The 18,298-nt window shown below is 73.5% G+C and carries 12 protein-coding genes, 1 pseudogene and 1 riboswitch; of the genes and pseudogenes, 8 read left to right on the forward strand and 5 right to left on the reverse strand.

The genetic code is table 11. The features are described 5' to 3' along the window. The first annotated feature begins 167 nt into the window (after nucleotides 1-167). The 3 genes from ACWCYO_RS03910 to ACWCYO_RS03920 all read left to right on the forward strand — a co-directional run bounded on the left by ACWCYO_RS03910 (nucleotide 168) and on the right by ACWCYO_RS03920 (nucleotide 3,041). On the forward strand, nucleotides 168-1,043 hold the full coding sequence (locus ACWCYO_RS03910; protein WP_449783245.1) for an AraC family transcriptional regulator: 876 nt from the start codon (nucleotides 168-170) through the stop codon (nucleotides 1,041-1,043). A 230-nt stretch (nucleotides 1,044-1,273) separates the two neighbouring features. After that, nucleotides 1,274-2,182 (forward strand): NADP-dependent oxidoreductase, encoded by a 909-nt coding sequence (locus ACWCYO_RS03915; protein WP_449783246.1) that lies wholly within the window; start codon nucleotides 1,274-1,276, stop codon nucleotides 2,180-2,182. An 82-nt stretch (nucleotides 2,183-2,264) separates the two neighbouring features. Then, the gene (locus ACWCYO_RS03920) at nucleotides 2,265-3,041 is read left to right on the forward strand and encodes a VOC family protein (RefSeq protein ID WP_449783247.1); all 777 of its coding nucleotides are present in this window, start codon (nucleotides 2,265-2,267) and stop codon (nucleotides 3,039-3,041) included. Here ACWCYO_RS03920 and lnt read toward each other — a convergent pair. Further along, entirely contained in the window at nucleotides 3,038-4,627 is a 1,590-nt protein-coding gene (gene lnt, locus ACWCYO_RS03925; RefSeq protein WP_449783248.1) for an apolipoprotein N-acyltransferase, read from the reverse strand. The two genes, ACWCYO_RS03920 and lnt, sit on opposite strands and share 4 nt — an antisense overlap. A 114-nt stretch (nucleotides 4,628-4,741) precedes the next feature. Then, entirely contained in the window at nucleotides 4,742-8,398 is a 3,657-nt protein-coding gene (gene cobN / locus ACWCYO_RS03930; protein WP_449783249.1) for a cobaltochelatase subunit CobN, read from the reverse strand. A 157-nt stretch (nucleotides 8,399-8,555) separates the two neighbouring features. Continuing rightward, nucleotides 8,556-8,641, reverse strand: a riboswitch (cobalamin riboswitch). 261 nt (nucleotides 8,642-8,902) lie between these two features. Between cobN and ACWCYO_RS03935 the strand changes: the two genes are divergently transcribed. From ACWCYO_RS03935 to ACWCYO_RS03945, 3 genes are read left to right on the forward strand one after another with little or no spacing between them, the layout of a single operon-like run. Then, nucleotides 8,903-10,228 (forward strand): cobalamin biosynthesis protein CobG, encoded by a 1,326-nt coding sequence (locus tag ACWCYO_RS03935; protein ID WP_449783250.1) that lies wholly within the window; start codon nucleotides 8,903-8,905, stop codon nucleotides 10,226-10,228. Then, the gene (locus ACWCYO_RS03940) at nucleotides 10,225-10,851 is read left to right on the forward strand and encodes a precorrin-8X methylmutase (RefSeq protein WP_270142055.1); all 627 of its coding nucleotides are present in this window, start codon (nucleotides 10,225-10,227) and stop codon (nucleotides 10,849-10,851) included. The genes ACWCYO_RS03935 and ACWCYO_RS03940 overlap by 4 nt, the downstream gene beginning before the upstream one ends. Further along, the gene (locus tag ACWCYO_RS03945; RefSeq protein WP_270142053.1) at nucleotides 10,848-12,365 is read left to right on the forward strand and encodes a precorrin-2 C(20)-methyltransferase; all 1,518 of its coding nucleotides are present in this window, start codon (nucleotides 10,848-10,850) and stop codon (nucleotides 12,363-12,365) included. Before ACWCYO_RS03940 ends, ACWCYO_RS03945 begins: the two co-directional genes overlap by 4 nt. 180 nt (nucleotides 12,366-12,545) lie before the next feature. Here the strand turns inward: ACWCYO_RS03945 and ACWCYO_RS03950 are convergent, their stop codons facing one another. Beyond that, on the reverse strand, nucleotides 12,546-14,285 hold the full coding sequence (locus ACWCYO_RS03950) for a TIGR03767 family metallophosphoesterase (RefSeq protein ID WP_449783251.1): 1,740 nt from the start codon (nucleotides 14,283-14,285) through the stop codon (nucleotides 12,546-12,548). Nucleotides 14,286-14,606: 321 nt separating this feature from the next. Here ACWCYO_RS03950 and ACWCYO_RS03955 point away from each other — a divergent pair, with 321 nt between their 5' ends. Together ACWCYO_RS03955 and ACWCYO_RS03960 are read left to right on the forward strand one after the other, a co-directional pair. Next, nucleotides 14,607-15,809, forward strand: coding sequence for a cobalt-precorrin-5B (C(1))-methyltransferase (locus tag ACWCYO_RS03955; RefSeq protein WP_270142049.1), 1,203 nt, complete (start codon nucleotides 14,607-14,609; stop codon nucleotides 15,807-15,809). Between the two features lie 188 nt (nucleotides 15,810-15,997). Further along, nucleotides 15,998-17,527, forward strand: coding sequence for a UDP-N-acetylglucosamine 1-carboxyvinyltransferase (locus ACWCYO_RS03960; protein WP_270142048.1), 1,530 nt, complete (start codon nucleotides 15,998-16,000; stop codon nucleotides 17,525-17,527). Nucleotides 17,528-17,552: 25 nt separating this feature from the next. Here the strand turns inward: ACWCYO_RS03960 and ACWCYO_RS03965 are convergent, their stop codons facing one another. Both ACWCYO_RS03965 and ACWCYO_RS03970 read right to left on the reverse strand, forming a co-directional pair. After that, the gene (locus ACWCYO_RS03965; protein ID WP_449783252.1) at nucleotides 17,553-17,756 is read right to left on the reverse strand and encodes a protein-tyrosine phosphatase family protein; all 204 of its coding nucleotides are present in this window, start codon (nucleotides 17,754-17,756) and stop codon (nucleotides 17,553-17,555) included. 23 nt (nucleotides 17,757-17,779) lie between these two features. Further along, nucleotides 17,780-18,284: pseudogene (locus tag ACWCYO_RS03970) on the reverse strand (DinB family protein). Nucleotides 18,285-18,298: the final 14 nt, after the last annotated feature.

The following is an 18,298-nucleotide window of genomic DNA, read 5'->3' on the forward strand; positions in this document are numbered from 1 at the left end:
TTACGCGATGCTGACCCAGGGCCTGGTGTGAGCCCCCTCGCTCGTGCCCGGCACCCGGCGAGCGGTATCCGACGATCGGCACCCGACCGCAGCGGGCACCGATCATCGGGTACGGCAGGGTGGGTCCTTCCTACGGTGGTGATCAACAAGGGAAGGACGGGGTCGGCGTGCTGGAGCACCTGAACCGGGCGATGGAGCAGATCGAACGGAACCTGGACCAGGAGATCGACGTGGCCGAACTGGCGCGGATCGCGATGACGTCGGAGTACCACTTCCGACGGTTGTTCTCGATGCTCGCCGGGATGCCGCTGTCGGAGTACGTCCGGCGCCGGCGGCTGACCGTCGCCGGGGCCGAAGTGCTCGACGGCGCGGACACGTTGCTCGACATCGCGGTCCGGTACGGCTACACCTCGGGGGAGGCGTTCGCCCGGGCGTTCCGGGCGATGCACGGGGTCGGGCCCGGGGAGGCCCGGCGCGACGGAGCGGCGCTCATCTCCCAGCCCCGGATGTCCTTCCGACTCATCGTGGAGGGAAGCAGCAGCATGGAGTACCGGATCATCGAGAAGCCCGCCTTCCGGATCGTCGGCAGGAAGGCCCGGGTGCCGCTGATCTACCAGGGCGTCAACCCGCACATCGCCGAGTTCATCAAGGGGCTCGGCGCGGAGACCGTCGAGCGGATCACGGCCCTGACCGCCGAGGACCCGCTGGGCATCGTGTCGGTGACCGACGACTTCTCGCCGAACCGGGAGGAGGGGTCCGAACTCGACTACTGGCACGCGGTGGTGGCGCGCGAGGACGCCGTCGTCCCGGACGACCTGGAGGTCCTGCACGTCCCGGCCGGGACGTGGGCGGTGTTCACCAACAGCGGGCCGTTCCCGCAGGCGCTGCAGGAGATGTGGGGGGACACCTACAGCCAGTGGTTCCCGTCCAACCCGTACGAGACCCGGCCGGGCCCGGAGATCCTGCGGACCCGCTTCGTTCCCGGGACGGGCGACGCGGAGGCGGAGCTCTGGATGCCGGTGACGCGGACCACGCGCGGCTGACGGCGAACGGCTGACAGGTGCAGGTAGCGGACAGCAGCTGACAGCGGACAGCTGACAGAAGACAGCCAACGGCGAACAGATGACAGATTTCGAAATCTGTCATCTGTTCGCCGTCATTTGTTCGCCCACCCCCGTTCGGCCCACTGCGCCCGCCCTCACCCCACCGCGCCCCGCATGCTGGGGCGGGGGAGCACGGGCCGCAGGCCGCTACCCGAGGAGTGGGATCATCGATGGCCAAGGCATTCGGCTTCGTCGACTACGGCGGACCGGAGACCCAGGAGTTCCTCGACCGTCCGGTACTCGACCCCGGCCCGGGGCAGCTGGCGGTCACGGTCCGGGCCGCCGGGGTGAACCCGGTCGACTGGAAGATCCGCCGGGGCTACCTCGGCCGCGAGCGCGAACTCCCGGCCGTGATGGGCCAGGAGGCCGCCGGAGTGGTGCAGCGGGTCGGCCCCGGGGTCACCGGCTTCACCCCGGGCGACGAGGTGTTCGGCCTCACCGCCGCCGGGGCCTTCGCCGAACAGACCCTGCTGCGCGCGCAGTTGTGCGCCCTCAAGCCCGAGGCCGTCGGCTTCGACCTGGCTGCCACGCTCGCCGTCGCGGTGGCCACCGCCGACGACGCCCTCCGCCAACTCGCCCTGGGGGCCGGTCGGACGCTGCTGATCCTCGGCGTCGCCGGCGGGGTCGGCGGCGCCGCCGCCCAGCTGGCCCGCGACCAGGGCCAGACCGTGCTCGGCACCGCGAGCGACGCCAACCGGTCGTACGTGGAGTCCCTCGGCGCGACCCAGGTCCGTTACGGCGAAGGCGTCGCCGAGCGGATCGCCGCGGCCGCCCCCGACGGCGTCGACGCCATCCTCGACCTGGTCGGCGGCGACGCCCTGCGCGAGGTGGCCGCCGTCCGCACCGACCGTACCGAGCTGGTCAGCACCGCCGACCCCGCCACCGTCGCCGAACTCGGCGGTCGGCCCGTCACCCGCTCGACCACTTCCGAGACCCTCGCCGCCCTCGCCGCCCTGGTCGCCGCCGGCGACCTCGACCCGCACGTCACCCGCCGCTACCCGTTCGCCCGCACCGCCGAGGCGATCGCCGCGGTCGAGTCCGGGCACGCCCGCGGCAAGGTGGTCATCGAAGTCTCCTGACACCCATCGAAGTCTCCTGACACCTACCTGTTTTGACGATCCATCAGTCACAGTCTCCCGAAACCCCAGAGAGCCAAGTGCCATGAAGCAGACCTCCGTCACCACCAACGCCCCCTGCTGGGTCGAGCTGGGCACCGACGACCCGCCCGCCGCCCGGACCTTCTACGCCGAACTGTTCGGCTGGCGCGCCGACAGCGACGTCCGCCCCGAGGACGACGGCTACACCCAGATGTCCCTCGGCGACGCACCGGTCGCCGCCGTCACCCCGCGGTACGCGCCGCAGCAGCCCACGGCCTGGACGGTCGCCTTCGCGGTCGCCGACGCCGAGGTCACCGCGACGAAGATCAAGGCGGCCGGCGGCAAGGTCCTCAAGGAACCCGCCGACGTGCTCGACCTCGGCCGCTTCTCGGTGGCCGCCGACCCGTCCGGCGCGGTCTTCATCCTCTGGCAGGCCCGCGGCTTCAAGGGCGCCGGGGTGTTCAACGAGCCCGGCTCGCTCGGCTGGGTGGAACTGGCCACCCGGGACGCGGCCGGCTCGGCGGCCTTCTACCCGGAGGTCTTCGGCTGGTCCGTCGCGCGGTCCGAGCGGTACACCCAGTGGGGCCTGGACGGCCAGGACTTCGGCGGCATGCTGGTGATGAACGACAGCTTCCCGCCCCAGGTGCCGCCGCACTGGCTGCCGTACTTCTCGGTCGCCGACGCCGACAACACCGTCAGCCGCGCGGTCGCCATGGGCGCGGGCGTGCTGATGCCCGCCGTCTCCATGCCGGGCGGCCGGCGGATCGCCGTGCTGCGCGACGCCCAGGGCGCCGCGTTCGGCATCTACCGCGACGCCGCGGAAGCAGAAGCAGAAAACTAGCCGACGGGCTGAGCGGCCGGCCCGGCCGTCGGCCGCCCGGCGCGCGAGCGCCAGCCCGCCACCGTCGCGCCCACCGTGACCAGCAGCGCGCCCACCGGCACCACGTCGCCGATCCGGTCGTACCAGGTCACCGTCCCGGGCGCGGTGAGCGGCAGGCGCACGGTCAGCGCGCCGGTGCCGCCGGTGCCCAGCCGGGCCAGCTCCCGACCCTGGGCGTCGAAGGCCGCGGAGACCCCGGTCAGCGACGCCTGGACGGCCGGGCGCCCGGTCTCGGCGGCCCGGATCGCCGCCAGCGCGACGTGCTGCTCGGGCGCCCAGGTGCGCTGGAAGGTCGAGGTCGAGGACTGGTAGACCAGCACCCGGGCGCCCTCCCGCGCCGCGGTGCGCGCCATGTCCGGGAAGGCCGACTCGAAGCAGATCAGCGCGCCGACCGGCAGCGGCCGGCCCGAGCGGTCGGTGGCCGGCAGCACGTGGAAGGCGGTGCCGGGCGCCCGGTTCTCGCCCGCCGCCCGGCTGACCCCGGCGACCCAGCCGAGCACCGGCCGCAGCGGGATGTACTCGCCGAAGGGCACCAGCCGGATCTTGCGATAGCGGTCCACCACCCCCGACGGGGAGACCAGCACCGCGTCCTTGGAGATCCGCCCGTCGGCCTTGCGGGCGTCCTCCCCGGCCATCACCTCGGCGCCGGTGGTGGCGGCGAGTCGGCGCAGCGCGTCCAGTGCGGCCGGGTCGCGGTCCAGGTCGGCGGTGGTGCTGCTCTCGCCCCACACCACCAAGTCCACCCGCTGCCGGACCAGGGCGGCGGTGTCCCGTGCGCTCGCCCCGAACCGGGCCTGCGGGTCCTCGACGATGCCGGGCTGGACCAGCGCCACCGTCACCGCCCCGGCCCCTTCCGGCGCCGGGCGCAGCGCGAACAGCAGCGGACCGGCGGCCAGCACCAGGACGGTCACCAGCGCCGCGGCCGCCCGGGGCCGCCAGTGCACCGCCGTCAGCGCGATCAGCACGCCGGTGTTCACCGCCGCCACCGCCACGCTGACCAGCCAGATCCCGCCCGCCGAGGCCAGCCCGAGGACCGCCGGGTGCTGCCACTGGGTGGCGCCGAGCAGCGCCCACGGCCCGCCGAGCGCGTGCCAGGACCGCGCGTACTCGGTGGTCACCCACACCGCCGGGACGACCAGCAGCGCGAGCAGCGCCCGACGGGTGGTCAGCGGCGGGTGCAGCAGGCGGTGCACCGCGTACCCGACGGCGGCCTGCAGCGCCCCGAACAGCACCGCGAGCACCGGCAGCGCCGGCCCGATGGACGGCACCAGCCAGTACATCGCGGTCAGGATGAACCCCGCCCCGAACCACCACCCGCGCACCGCCGCCTCCCGCCCGGACGGCGCCCGCTGCATCAGCAGCAGCCCCGGGACGAGTGCGACCCAGGCGAGCCATGCCTGCCCCGGCGCCGGGAACGCCACCACCGGTACGGCCCCGGCGGCCAGCGCCCCGAACCGCGCCCGGTACCGGTGGGGCGCGCGCGGCCCCCGCTGCTCCGTGGGGGCCGTGCTCCGGGCCGGGCTGACGGTGGCGATGCGGCGTGACATGCCCCGCATTGTCCGCTCGGGTGGCGGTCCGTGCCAGATGGCGTCACGCGCGGTTGACGCCTCCCCCTGGGGAAGACGGCGGCCGCCGCTCGGTCGCCGGGGCCTCGGCCCTCGTCAGCCCTCGTCGCCCTCCAGGTCGCCCTCGGTCTCCAGGAACGCCGCCTGCAGCTGCTCGATCAGCTCCGGGTCCGGCTGCTCCCACAGCCCGCGGCTCGCCGCCTCCAGCAGGCGCTCGCTGATCCCGTGCAGCGCCCACGGGTTGGCGCCCGCCAGGAACTCGCGGTTGACCGGGTCGAGGACGTACTCCTGGGTCAGCTTCTCGTACATCCAGTCCGCGACCACGCCGGTCGTGGCGTCGTAGCCGAACAGGTAGTCGACCGTCGCGGCCATCTCGAAGGCCCCCTTGTAGCCGTGGCGGCGCATCGCCTCGATCCAGCGCGGGTTGACCACCCGGGCGCGGAAGACGCGGGCGGCCTCCTCGGTCAGGGTGCGGGTGCGGACCGTCTCCGGGCGGGTCGAGTCGCCGATGTAGGCGGTCGGGGCCTTGCCGGTGAGGGCGCGCACGGTGGCCACCATGCCGCCGTGGTACTGGAAGTAGTCGTCCGAGTCGGCGATGTCGTGCTCGCGGGTGTCGGTGTTCTTCGCGGCGACGGTGATCCGCTTGTACGCGGTCTCCATCTCCTCGCGCGCCGGGCGCCCGTCCAGCCCCCGGCCGTACGCGTAGCCGCCCCAGACGGTGTACACCTCGGCGAGGTCGGCGTCGGTGCGCCAGTCCCGGCTGTCGATCAGCTGGAGCAGGCCGGCGCCGTACGTGCCCGGGCGGGAGCCGAAGACGCGGACGGTGGCCTTGCGCTCGTCGCCGTGCACCGCGAGGTCGGCCTGCACGTGCGCCCGGACGAAGTTGTCCGAGGCGGCCTCCTCCTGGGCGGCGGCCAGGCGCACCGCGTCGTCCAGCAGGGCGACGACGTGCGGGAAGGCGTCCCGGAAGAAACCGGAGATGCGCAGCGTGACGTCGATGCGCGGGCGGCCGAGCTCCTCGAGCGGGATCGGCTCCAGGCCGGTGACCCGGCGCGAGGCGTCGTCCCAGACCGGGCGGACGCCGAGCAGGGCGAAGGCCTCGGCGATGTCGTCACCCGCGGTGCGCATCGCGCTGGTGCCCCAGAGCGAGAGCCCGACCGAGGGCGGGTAGGCCCCGTCGTTGTCGGCCCGGTAGCGGTCGACCAGCGAGGCGGCGAGCGCCTGGCCGGTCTCCCAGGCGAGCTTGCTGGGGACGGCCTTCGGGTCGACGGAGTAGAAGTTGCGGCCGGTCGGCAGCACGTTGACCAGGCCGCGCAGCGGGGAGCCGGACGGACCGGCCGGGACGAAGCCGCCCCGGAGCGCGTGCAGCACGGCGTCCAGCTCGTCGGTGGTGGCGGCCAGGCGCGGCACCACCTGGGTGGCGGCGAAGGCGAGCACCTCGCGGACGGCCTCCGGGAACCCCGCGGCGACCTTCTCCACCGCCTCGGGCGCCCAGTCCGCCGCCTCCATCGCCTCCACCAGCGCACGGGCCTGGGCCTCGGCCGCGTCGGTGGCACCGAGGGTGAGCGCCGCCTCGTCCAGGCCGAGCGCCTCGCGCAGGCCGGGGAGGGCGTTGACGCCGCCCCAGATCTGCCGGGCGCGCAGGATGGCGAGCACGATGTTGACCCGGTCGGTGCCGACCGGGGCCTGGCCGAGGACGTGCAGACCGTCGCGGATCTGGGCGTCCTTGACCTCGCACAGCCAGCCGTCGACGTGCAGCAGGAAGTCGTCGAAGCCGTCGTCCTCGGGGCGCTCTTCCAGGCCGAGGTCGTGGTCCAGCTTGGCGGCCTGGATCAGGGTCCAGATCTGGGCGCGGATCGCGGGCAGCTTGGCCGGGTCCATCGCGGCGATGTTGGAGTGCTCGTCGAGCAGTTGCTCCAAGCGCGCGATGTCGCCGTAGGAGTCGGCGCGGGCCATCGGCGGGACGAGGTGGTCGACGAGCGTGGCGTGGGCGCGGCGCTTGGCCTGGGTGCCCTCGCCCGGGTCGTTGACCAGGAAGGGGTAGATCAGCGGGAGGTCGCCGAGGACGGCGTCCGGGCCGCACTCGGCGGACAGCGCGGCGGTCTTGCCGGGCAGCCACTCCAGGTTGCCGTGCTTGCCGAGGTGGATGACGGCGTGGGCGCCGAACCCGCCGTCCTCCTGGGCGGCCGCGATCCAGCGGTAGGCGGCCAGGTAGTGGTGGCTCGGCGGCAGGTCGGGGTCGTGGTAGATGGCGACCGGGTTCTCGCCGAAGCCGCGCGGCGGCTGGATGAGCACCAGCAGGTTCCCGGAGCGGATCGCGGCGAGCACGATGTCGCCGTCCGGGTTCTGCGAGCGGTCGACGTACAGCTCGCCGGGGGCCGGGCCCCAGTGCTGCTCGACCTGGTCGCGCAGGCCCTGGGGGAGCGTGGCGTACCAGCGGCGGTAGTCGGCGGCGGGGATGCGGACCGGGTTGCGGGCCAGCTGGTCCTCGGTGAGCCAGTCCTGGTCGTAGCCGCCGGCGGCGATCAGGGCGTGGATGATCGCGTCGCCCTCGTGGGCTGTGACTCGCCCGCTCGCGGCGACGTCGTCCAGGCCCGGCAGGTCGGTCCCGAGGTCCATGCCCTCCTCGCGCAGCCGGTGCAGCAGCCGGACGGCGCTGGCCGGGGTGTCCAGGCCGACGGCGTTGCCGACCCGGGCGTGCTTGGTCGGGTAGGCGGACAGCACCAGCGCGAGGCGGCGCTCGGCGGCCGGGACGTGGCGCAGCCGGGCGTGGCGGACGGCGGTGCCGGCGACGCGGGCGGCGCGCTCCGGGTCGGCGGCGTAGACCGTCAGGCCGTCCTCGTCCAGCTCCTTGAAGGAGAACGGGACGGTGATCAGCCGGCCGTCGAACTCCGGCACCGCGACCTGGGTGGCGGTGTCCAGCGGGGACAGGCCGTCGTCGCTGGCCTCCCACTGGGCGCGCGACCAGGTGAGGCAGAGCGCCTGCAGGATCGGGCGGTCGAGGGCGGCCAGCGCGCCGGCGTCCCAGGCCTCCTCGTCCCCGCCGGCCTGGGCGTCGGCCGGGCGGGTGCCGCCGGCGGCGAGCACGGTGGTGACGATGGCGTCGGCCGCGCCCAGTTCGGCCAGCAGCTCGGGTTCGGCGCCGCGCAGTGAGGCGCAGTAGTAGGCCCGGGCCCGGGCGCCCTGGTCCTCGATGGCCCGGCAGAGCGTCTCCACGAAGGCGGTGTTGCCGCTCATGTGGTGGGCCCGGTAGTAGAGCACGGCGATCGTGGGGACGTCAGCGCCGCGGGTGTCGTCTCCGCGGTTGCCATCGCTGCGGGCTTCGCGCTCCAGCGGGCCCCAGGCGGGGGCGGAGGCGGGCGGGGCGAAGCCGTGGCCGGTCAGCAGCACGGTGTCGGAGAGGAAGGCGCCAAGCTCGGCCAGGTTGGCCGCCCCGCCGTGGGCGAGGTAGGCGTGCGCCTCGGCGGCGATGCCGGCCGGGACGGTGGACAGCTCCATCAACTGGGCGTCGGGGGCCTGCTCACCGGTCAGCACCACCACCGGGCGGGGGCCGGCCAGCAGTGCGTCCAGGCCCTCCTGCCAGGCGCGGCGTCCGCCGAGCAGACGGACCACGACCAGCTCGGTGCCCTCCAGCAGCGCGGGCAGGTCCTCGGGGGTCAGCCGGGCCGGGTTGCCGAGCCGGTACGGGACCGGGCCCGTCGAGGCGCGGGCGCTGAGCAGGTCGGTGTCGGACGTCGACAGCAGCAGGATCATGCGAAGGCCCTCCCGGCCTCGTCGGTGGCCAGGATGGCCGCAGTGGTGGCCGGGGCGGCCGCGGTGGTGGCCGAGGGAACGGGCGCGGGCGTGCGACAGCGGTGGTGCATTTCTGCCTTCCTCGGGGTCCGCGCCCCGGGCCGGTGGAGGACGGCGGGAGTTCCTGGCTCCCGCGGCCGACCGGCTTCCCGGTGAGCCGCGGTCACAGTGGCGGGACCGCACCGGGCTTGCACCGGTTTCCTCCCCTGCGCCGTCGCTGGCGTGCGGGCGGCCCGCTGGGACCGCCCGCGAGCATCGTACGGGGTGCGACTGACCTCGGGGAGAGCCGCCTTCACCTCGCCCGGCGCACGGACGGGTCGTCGCCCGGCACGCGAGCGGGCCGTCGCCCTGCGCACGGACGGGCGCAGGGTGCCCCTGGGGGCGCGGCGTGGGGTGCCCGGTGTGCTGCTGGGTGTGATGCAGCGGACGGAGGCAACCGATCGGATCATCTGTATGCTCGCCGCCATGCCACCGACACCCGACGCCACCGCGCCGGGCGCCGCCGTGCCCGACCGGGGGCGTGCGGACGCCTGCCCAGGGGCGCTTCGCCTGCACACCGCCGACGACGGCGGACTCGCCCGGGTCCGGTTGCCCGGCGGTCTGCTGACGGAACGTCAGGCGCTGGCCCTGGCCGAGGCGGCCGAGGCCCTGGGCGACGGGGAGTTGGAGACCACCTCGCGCGGAAACGTCCAACTCCGCGGCCTGGCCCCGGACTGCGGGGCGGAACTCGCCGAGCGGCTGCGCGCCGTCGGGCTGCTGCCCTCGGACACCCACGAGCGGGTGCGCAACATCGTCGCCTCGCCGCTGGCCGGGCTGGACGACCTCGGAAGCGCCGACGTGCAGGCCTGGGTACGGGAACTGGACGCGCGGCTGTGCGCGAGCGACTGGGCGGCCGGACTCTCCGGCAAGTTCCTGTTCGCGCTGGACGACGGGCGGGGCGACGTCGCCGCGCTCGACGCTGATGTGACATTGATCGCAGCTTCGGGCGGCGGGACTTCGGGCGGCGGGACTTCGGCGGGCGGGACTTCGCTGGGTGCGGCCTCGGCCGGCCCCGCGCTGCTGCGCCTCGGGCGGGCCACCCACGGACACCCGGTCGAGGCCGGGCAGGAGGTGACGGCCGTGCTGGACGCGGCCCACGCCTTCCTGGACGCGCTGCGCGGCAGTGGCCGCAAGGCCTGGCACCTGCGCGAGGTGCCCGACCTGCTGCCGGCGGGCTCCGTACCGCTGCCTACCGCCGTCTCGTCCGCCGCCGTCTCGTCCGCCGGCGCCGCCCCCGTCGGCGCGTTGCGCGGTGGGCTCTCGGTGGGCATGCGCTTCGGGCGGGCGAGCGCCGCGCAGTGGCGCGCGCTGGTCGCCGCCTCGGCCGGCGAACTGCGGCTGACCCCCTGGCGCGGCGCGGTGCTGCCCGGAGCCCCGGCCGACCGGCTGCCCGCGCTGGCGGCGGCCGGGTTCCGGATCGAGCCCGGCTCGGCCTGGGAGCGGGCCACCGCCTGCACCGGGCTGCCGGGCTGCGCCAAGTCCCTGGCCGACGTAAGGGCCGACGCGGCCCGGGCGTTGGAGAAGGAGACGGCGGCAGCAGCGGGGGCGAGGAGCGGCGGACTGCCCGTCCACTGGTCCGGCTGTGAACGGCGCTGCGGCCATCCGGCCGGGCGGTGGGTGGACGTGCTCGCCACGGGGCACGGCTACCGGGTGACGGTGAACGGGCCCACCACGACCGCGGGCGTTCCCGTGGACGTGAGGAACGAGGAGACGGCCGAGGCGGTCGCCGAGGCCAGGAGGACCACGAATTGATCGAGTACGAGAAGGACGGCGCGTCCATCTACCGCCAGTCCTTTGCCACCATCCGTGCGGAGGCCGATCTGGCCGCCCTCCCGGCGGACGTCTCCCAGGTCGCGGTGCGGATGATCCACGCCTGCGGGATGACCGACCTGGTCGAGGACCTGGTGTACTCGCCCGGCGTGGTCGCCTCGGCACGCGCGGCGCTGCACGCCGGTGCGCCCATCCTCTGCGACGTCAACATGGTCGCGAGCGGAGTCACCCGCAAGCGGCTGCCCGCCGACAACGAGGTGATCTGCACCCTCACCGACCCGTCGGTGCCGGAACTCGCCCGCAAGATGGGCAACACCCGCAGCGCGGCGGCCATGGAGCTGTGGCTGCCCCGGCTGGAGGGCGCGGTGGTCGCCGTCGGCAACGCGCCGACCTCGCTGTTCCGGCTGCTGGAGATGATCGAGGCGGGCGCGCCGCGGCCGGCCGCGGTGATCGGCGTCCCGGTGGGCTTCATCGGTGCCGCCGAGTCCAAGCAGGCCCTGGCCGAACACCCCTCCGGCCTGGAGCACTTGGTGGTGCGCGGCCGGCGCGGTGGCAGCGCGATCGCCGCCGCCGCCATCAACGCGATTGCGAGCGAGGAAGAGTGACGGCGCCTCAGACCACGCCCGGTCGACTGTACGGCGTCGGGCTCGGCCCGGGCGACCCGTCGCTGGTGACCGTCCGCGCCGCCGAACTCATCGGCAAGGCCGACGTGGTGGCGTACCACAGCGCCCGGCACGGCCGGTCCATCGCGCGCTCGATCGCCGAACGCTACCTGACCGGTGGTCAGATCGAGGAGAAGCTGGTCTACCCGCTCACCGTCGAGACCACCGACCACCCCGGCGGCTACCGGGGCGCGCTGGACGAGTTCTACGAGGAGGCCGCCGCCCGGCTGGCCGCCCATCTGGACGCCGGTCGCGACGTCGTCGTCCTCGCCGAGGGCGACCCGCTGTTCTACGGCTCGTACCAGCACATGCACAAGCGGCTCGCGCACCGCTACCCGACCGAGGTGGTGCCCGGCGTGACCTCGGTCAGCGCGGCGGCGGCCCGGCTCGGACAGCCGCTGACCGAGGCCGAGGAGACGCTCACCGTCATCCCGGGCACCCTGCCCGAGGAGGAGCTGACCGCGCGGATCGCCTCCGCCGACTCCGCCGTGATCATGAAGCTCGGGCGCACCTTCCCGGCCGTCCGGCGGGCGCTGGAGCGGGCGGGGCGACTGGACGACGCCCAGTACGTCGAGCGCGCCTTCATGGACGGGGAGCGCATCGCGCCGCTCGCCGAGGTCGACGGGGAGAGCGTGCCGTACTTCTCGGTCGCGGTGCTGCCGAGCAAGGTCGCGCCGCTGGAGCCGACCGTACGGCTCGCGGACGGCGTGGGCAGCGTGACCGTGGTCGGCACCGGGCCGGCCGGACCGCTCTGGCTCACCCCCGAGGCGCGCGGCGCACTGGCCGAGGCCACCGACCTGGTCGGCTACACCACCTACCTGGACCGGGTGCCGGAGCGGCCGGGGCAGCGGCGGCACGGCTCGGACAACAAGGTGGAGTCGGAGCGCGCCGAATTCGCCCTGGACCTCGCCCGGCGCGGGCACCGGGTCTGCGTGGTCTCCTCGGGCGACCCGGGCGTCTTCGCGATGGCCACCGCCGTGCTGGAGGTCGCCTGCGAGCCGGACTACCGGGACGTGCCGGTGCGGATCGTCCCCGGGATGACCGCCGCCCACGCGGCCGCCTCCCGGGCCGGGGCCCCGCTGGGGCACGACTACGCGGTGGTGTCCCTGTCGGACCGGCTCAAGCCCTGGGACGTGGTGGCGAAGCGGCTGCGCGCCGCCGCCGAGGCGGACCTCGTGCTGGCGCTGTACAACCCGGGCTCGAAGTCCCGCACCATCCAGGTCGGCCTCGCCCGGGAGCTGCTGCTGGAGTACCGCGCGCCGGAGACCCCGGTGGTGATGGCCCGCGACGTCGGCGGGCCGACCGAGCGGATCCGGATCGTCCGGCTGGGCGAGCTGGACCCGGCGCTGGTCGACATGCGGACCATCCTGCTGATCGGCTCCTCGCAGACCCAGGCGGTCGAGCGGGGCGGCGGCGTGGAGGTCGTCTGGACGCCCCGGCGGTACCCGGAGGCGTGACGGCGACGGCGTGACGGCGGACGAATGACAGATGACAGCTGACAGATTTCATCATCTGTTAGCTGTCATCTGTTTTCTGTCTTCCGTCTTCTGTTCGCCGTCCGCCGTCCGCCCTCCGCGCGGTCCGCCGTTCTCCGCTATCCGTCGGCGATCACGCCCGCGCGGCCCGCTCCGACCGCGTCATCGGGTCGGCTTGGTGATCAGCAGCTCGGTGTTGTGGTCCTCCCCGGCGCCCAGCAGGGCGGAGACCCTCCCGTTCGGGTCGTTGTACGACAGCTCGCGGTACAGCGCCGCCAGGTTGGCGTCCGAGGTGCTGCCGAAGTCCGTCGTGTACGGCGCGGAGGACTCGATCAGCGTGGTGAACAGCGACAGCGTGCCGTCCCCGTTGTCCGCGATCTCGATGATGCGGCCGTGCTGCGGGTAGTCGATGTGCGAGGCGGTGTTGATCTCCCAGAACGCCCGCTCCGGCACCGCGTGCCCGTGCGCCGTGATCTTGTTCATGTGGGTGTGCCCGTTCACCCAGGCGACCACGTTCGGGTAACGCTGCAGCAGCGCGACCAGCTCGTTGCCGTCGTGCCGCTTCTCGAAGATGTTGCGCGGGTCCGGCAGCAGGTTGCCCATCGAGCCGCTGGTGTGGTGGCTGAAGACGAGGATCACGTCGTCGGTGCTGCCACCCGTGACCCGGTTCCCGTTGGTGTCGTACCAGTGCCCGCTGTGATCCTTCAACTGCTGCTCCAGCCAGCGCAGTTGCGCGGTGCCGAGCGAACCGTCGGCGAACCCGGCCTGGTTGGTGGTGTCCAGGCTGATGCCGACCACCTTCTCCGAGATCCGGAAGGTGTAGTAGAGCTTGCCGCTGCCCACCATGTCCGAGGTGAAGCCGTGCCCGAACGGACCGGCGCCGGTGACGGCCGGGTTGAGGTGGGCCTTGGCGAACTCCTTGAGGGTGAACGGGTGCCGGCGCTCGTCCGGGGTCACCCGGCGCACCGCCTCGCCGTTCGCGAGCAGCTTGGCGAGCAGCAGTACGGCGCCCGCCGGGTCGCGGCGCAGCGAGTCCATCAGCTGGGCGGCGGTCGCGTCGTCGCAGCCCTCCAGCTTGAGCCCGCCCGTGTAGAGGTCGTTCAGCAGCCCGAAGTCCGGCAGCGAGCCCTCGATGCTGTCGTCGTGGTTGCCGACCGTGGTGTACCAGGGGGTCTTCAGGCCCGGCGCGTCGAAGGGCCGGCCGGCCGCGGACAGGAAGCCGGGTATCTGCGGGAAGCCCTTCGCCTTGTAGACGTCGGCGTAGGCGACCTCGGGGTTCCAGAAGCCCGAGTTGCCGGAGTTCTGCACGCCCTCGTAGCGGGTCGGGTCGCCGGTGTTCTGGGCCATCCGCCCACCGCCCATGACGGTGAGGTACCAGTCGAGTTCGGCCAGCTCGTGGTTGTCGGTGTTGTCACCGGTGGCCATCACCATGCTGAACGGCATCCCGGTGTAGGGACCGCCGTCGAGCGAGTTGACCCGCTCCACGAGCGCCGAGACGCCCCGGGCGTTCAGGGCCTCCTGCGGCCGGTAGGCGCTGTCGTTGTACTTGGCCAGGAACTCGAAGCGCACCGGGGATTCGGTGTCCACCAGGTGCAGGTCGCTGAACTGGACGAAGCTGGCCAGCCCGGTGCGGCGGTCGTCCCGCCCGGCGCCCGGCGCCGCGAGCTCCCCGCGCACCACCAGCGGCCACCCCGGCCCCGCCGTGAGCCGCTTGTAGGAACCGGTGCCGGACGGCGTGGCCACCTGCTCCAAGGTCGTCCCGGCGGTGTTGACCGCCCGCGCGGCCGTGGTCGCCAGCGCCCGGTCCCGCGTCGCGGCCGAGGCGAGCTGCGCGCCGCCCAAGGACAGGGCCGACCAGGCGGCGGCCACCGACGTACCGGTGATGAACGTACGTCGTTTCATGCCTGCCACAAAAACCCCCACATGCTGACGGCCCGGCCGGGAAGTAACGTCCCGCCCACCGGACCTGAGTGTCATGAACCCGCTTCTGGCGGACCGCCAGATTACCCATGGGTAGTCGCCGGGCGTTAGGCCCGGGCGGAGAACTCTTCGGGAACGCGGGCCCACCGTCGAGCACCCCGGCCCGCCCACGGCGGAGTCGGCCGACCCCCGGTCGGGGCGCAGCCGGACGGATGGGGGAAAATCGGCGGCGACGGCCGGTGCGGCCGCCGACGGGACGAGGGGCGGTGCGCGCCGCCCCGGCAGTGCGGAAGCGAGGCGCAGGTGGCCGCAGCGGGTGCCGAGGCGGGAGGCCGGGCCGGCCAGCTGAAGAGCAGCGGGCTGCGACACGGCTGGACGACGGGCGCCTGCGCCACTGCCGCCACCAAGGCCGCGTACACCGCGCTGCTCACCGGCGAGTTCCCGGATCCGGTCACCATCACCCTCCCCAAGGGCCAGCAGCCCGCCTTCGCCCTCGCCGCGGAGCAGCTGACCGTGGCCGAGCCGCCGGCCACGAGCGCCGAGCAGCCGAATGCGGCCGAGCAGCCGACCCCCTCCGGCGAGGAACGGGTCAGCGCCATGGCCGGGGTGGTCAAGGACGCCGGCGACGACCCCGACGTGACCCACGGCGCCCTGGTCCGCGCGACCGTACGGCCCGGCGAACCCGGCGCCGGGGTGGTGTTCCGGGCCGGCCCCGGCGTCGGGACGGTCACCAAGGAGGGCCTGCCGCTGGCGGTCGGCGAGCCCGCGATCAACCCGGTGCCCCGGCAGATGATCCGCGAGGTCGTGGCCGAGGTGGCGGCGGCGCACGGTGGCAGCGGGGACGTGGTGGTCGAGGTCTCCGTCGACCACGGCGAGGAGATCGCCCGCTCGACCTGGAACCCCCGCCTCGGCATCCTCGGCGGCCTGTCCATCCTCGGCACCACCGGGATCGTCGTCCCCTACTCCTGCTCGGCCTGGATCGATTCCATCCGCCGCGGGGTGGACGTGGCCCGGGCGGCCGGGCGCACCCACGTGGCGGGCTGCACCGGTTCGACCTCGGAGAAGGTCGCGGTCGCGGTGCACGGGCTGCCCGAGGACGCGCTGCTCGACATGGGCGACTTCGCCGGGGCCGTCCTCAAGTACCTCAAGCGCCACCCGGTGCCGCGGCTGACCATCGCGGGCGGCTTCGCCAAGCTCTCCAAGCTCGCCTACGGCCACCTCGACCTGCACTCGGCGCGCTCCCAGGTGGACAAGGGGTACCTGGCCGAACTGGCCCGGCGCGGCGGGGCGGACGAGGAGCTGGTCGCGGCGGTGGCGGCGGCCAACACCGGGCTGGAGGCGGTGCAACTCTGCCGGACGGCCGAGGTGCCGCTCGGTGACCTGGTCGCCGAGGCGGCCCGGGCGACGGCGCTCGGCGTGCTGCTCGGTTCGCCCGTCGCGGTGGACGTCATCTGCATCGACCGCGCGGGCACCATCGTCGGCCGGGCGGAACCGCTCGGCTCCTGACGTCAAAACGGAACCGTTCGCCCGCTGAGCGCGTCGAGTCGGGTGTGCGCCCTGCTCAGCGAAACCTCAACACTTTCGCGTGGTGATGTGAAGATCTGACATTCATGCGGCGTAGGAAACGGACAAAAGTGGCATCACGCTCGCCCTTGATTCCGTCGTCATCTCAACCATGAGATATGGTCTGCCGAGTGACAGGCGACTACCTCACCCGTATCGGCACTCTCATCCGTACCGCGCGCCAGCACCGCGGCTGGTCCCAGGCGCAGCTCGGAGAGGCACTCGGCACCAGCCAGAGCGCGGTCAACCGCATCGAACAGGGCAAGCAGAACGTCAGCCTTGAGATGATCGCCCGCATCGGCGAAGCCCTCAACAGCGAGATCGTCTCCCTCGGCTACTCCGGCCCGATGCACCTGCGCGTCACCGGCGGCACCCGGCTCTCCGGCGCCATCGACGTCCGCAGCAGCAAGAACGCCTGCGTCGCGATCCTGTGCGCCTCGCTGCTGACCACCGGCCGCACCACGATCCGCAGCGTCGCCCGGATCGAGGAGGTCTACCGCATCCTCGAGGTGCTCACCAGCATCGGCGTCAAGAGCCGCTGGCTGAACGACGGCCGCGACCTCGAACTCACCCCGCCCGCCGAGCTCGACCTCGCCGCGATGGACGTCGAGGCCGCCCGCCGCACCCGCAGCGTGCTGATGTTCCTCGGCCCGCTGATGCACCGCGCCCAGCGCTTCGCCATCCCGTACGCGGGCGGCTGCGACCTCGGCACCCGCACCGTCCAGCCGCACCTGACCGCGCTGCGCCGCTTCGGCCTGGAGGTCGCCACCACCGGCGGCGCCTACCACGCCTCGGTCGAGCCGGGCACCCCGCTGGACCGCCCCATCGTGCTGACCGAGCGCGGGGACACCGTCACCGAGAACGCCCTGCTGGCCGCCGCGCGGCACGACGGCGTCAGCGTCATCCGCAACGCCTCGCCCAACTACATGGTCCAGGACCTCTGCTTCTTCCTGGAGAAGCTGGGCGTCCGGATCGAGGGCATCGGCACCACCACCCTCACCGTCCACGGCGTCCCGCAGATCACCTGCGACGTCGACTACACCCCGGCCGAGGACCCGGTGGAGGCGATGAGCCTGCTCGCCGCCGCCGTGGTCACCTCCTCCGAGCTGACCATCCGCCGGGTGCCGATCGAGTTCCTGGAGATCGAGCTCGCGGTGCTGGAGGGCATGGGCCTCGACTACGACCGGACCCCCGAGTACCGGGCCCACAACGGCCAGACCCGCCTGGTCGACCTCACCGTGCGCCCCTCCAAGCTGACCGCGCCGATCGACACCATCCACCCGATGCCGTTCCCCGGCATCAACATAGACAACGTGCCGTTCTTCGCCGCCATCGCCGCGGCCGCCCACGGCACCACGATGATCCACGACTGGGTCTACGACAACCGCGCGATCTACCTCACCGAGCTGACCCGGCTCGGCGCGGACGTCAAGCTGCTCGACCCGCACCGGGTGCTGGTTCAGGGCCCGACCCGCTGGCGCGCCGCCGAAATGATGTGCCCGCCCGCGCTGCGCCCCGCCGTGGTCATCCTGCTCGCGATGCTCGCCGCCCAGGGCACCTCCGTGCTGCGCAACGTCTACGTCATCAACCGCGGTTACGAGGACCTCGCCGAGCGCCTCAACTCGATCGGCGCCCAGATCGAGACCTTCCGCGACATCTGACGGAGGATCACCGCGCTGACCGGCCTCACCCGTCGAGGCCGGTCAGCAACACTGCCACGTCCAACCCGGTGTTCAGGTAGTCCATGAACACCGGGTTGTTCAGCGCCCAGGGCGAACGCCGCTCCCGCACCAGCCGGACCGCCTCGTCCGTGCCGTACCCGAGCTCGACCAGCGCCTGCGCCACCACCAGGCCCGAGCGGTTGTAGCCCGACCGGCAGCGCACCAGCACCCGCCGGCCCCGGCGTCGCTGCGCTACTCGCCGGTGCTGCCGTCGAGGTGCTCGCGCAGGAGGTCGGCGTGGCCGTTGTGGCGGGCGTACTCCTCGATCATGTGGGTGAGGATCCAGCGCAGCGAGAAGACCTCCTCGCCGTAGTGGCCCAGGACGTCCAAACGACGGTGCGGCGGCGACGAGTTCCCGCGCGTGGTCGCACTCGCGGCGCCAGACGGCGAAGGCCTCCTCCGGGTCGGCGGTCTCGACGTCGAACTCGGCGAAGGTGCCGTCGGGGTGCTTCCAGAAACCGTGCCGGGATTCATCGTTGAGGACGTTGCGGAACCAGCTGCGCTCCACCTCGGCGAGGTGGCGGACCAGTCCGAGCAGGGAGAGCCCGGAGGGTTCCAGTACGCGGGTGCGGAGCTGTTCGGCGGTCAGGCCGGCGCACTTCATCGCCAGGGTGTCGCGCTGGTAGTCCAGGAAGCTTGCCAGGGTGGCCCGTTCGTCGGCGGTGCGCAGGGTGGCGGTGCGCTGGTCATCGGTCATCGAACCATCCTGAC

It is taken from the genome of Kitasatospora sp. NPDC001683 (assembly GCF_053596495.1).

What these genes read in the sequence shown, in the direction of transcription:
- cobN (WP_449783249.1), bottom strand. Translation starts at nt 8,398, where the DNA reads ATGATCCTGCTGCTGTCGACGTCCGACACCGACCTGCTCAGCGCCCGC.
- ACWCYO_RS03935 (WP_449783250.1), top strand. Translation starts at nt 8,903, where the DNA reads ATGCCACCGACACCCGACGCCACCGCGCCGGGCGCCGCCGTGCCCGAC.
- ACWCYO_RS03920 (WP_449783247.1), top strand. Translation starts at nt 2,265, where the DNA reads ATGAAGCAGACCTCCGTCACCACCAACGCCCCCTGCTGGGTCGAGCTG.
- ACWCYO_RS03950 (WP_449783251.1), bottom strand. Translation starts at nt 14,285, where the DNA reads ATGAAACGACGTACGTTCATCACCGGTACGTCGGTGGCCGCCGCCTGG.
- lnt (WP_449783248.1), bottom strand. Translation starts at nt 4,627, where the DNA reads ATGTCACGCCGCATCGCCACCGTCAGCCCGGCCCGGAGCACGGCCCCC.
- ACWCYO_RS03915 (WP_449783246.1), top strand. Translation starts at nt 1,274, where the DNA reads ATGGCCAAGGCATTCGGCTTCGTCGACTACGGCGGACCGGAGACCCAG.